The sequence below is a fragment of the Phaeodactylibacter luteus genome (assembly GCF_007993045.1).
GTDB classification, from domain to species: Bacteria; Bacteroidota; Bacteroidia; order Chitinophagales; family Saprospiraceae; genus Phaeodactylibacter; species Phaeodactylibacter luteus.
This window is the reverse complement of record NZ_VOOR01000184.1, coordinates 1-607: the sequence shown is the minus strand read 5'-3', so window position 1 is coordinate 607 and position 607 is coordinate 1. Positions and strand designations below refer to the sequence as shown.

The 607-nt window shown below is 64.4% G+C and carries 1 protein-coding gene; it reads right to left on the bottom strand.

From position 1 onward, the window contains the following. The coding region (locus FRY97_RS22630; RefSeq protein ID WP_170254871.1) for a hypothetical protein at window positions 1–607 on the bottom strand (607 nt) is incomplete at both ends.

Below are 607 nucleotides of genomic sequence, written 5' to 3'. Positions count from 1 at the left end.
TGCCCCAGCGATGAAAATGCTCCCCCCTTCACAGATCTCCTCCTGCACATCGGTGAAGGCCTGCTGGAGGATAGTGACATTGAGGGTATCCCCGATGGCTGCGGTACAGCTTGCGGGCCCGGCTGCGGTGATACTGTCGAGGACAAATGTGGCGCTGCTGCTGCCGTTGAACGGGAAAGAGAAAGGCAGAGCCTGGGCGGTGCCCTGCTGCGGTGCCCCGTTTTCAGTATAGAAGATGTCGAAGGCCAGCCCGCCCTGCCCGGAGACAGTGATATCGAGGGGCTGCCCAGGGCAGACAGCGGTATCGGGCATGAAAGCGGCCTGTGGCTGGGGGTAGAAGGCTACGGGCGTGCCGATGGACACAGAGAGGCATGCGCTCTCGAGCGCCGGGGCGCCCCCCGGCAGTATGTTGGTGGCCACCGCGGAGATGTAATAGGCCTGCCCGTACTGCATCCCAGGGAGGAGGCCGAACTGGGGGGAGGGGGAGGTGGCGATGGTATCGCCGAGCGCATTGCCGCTTCCGGTGTGGAGTGCGAAGAAAAGGGTATCGTTTGGCCCCAGGGCCTCCCCCCCCAGGAATTGAGCCCCGGCCAGCTCCCCTTCGCAG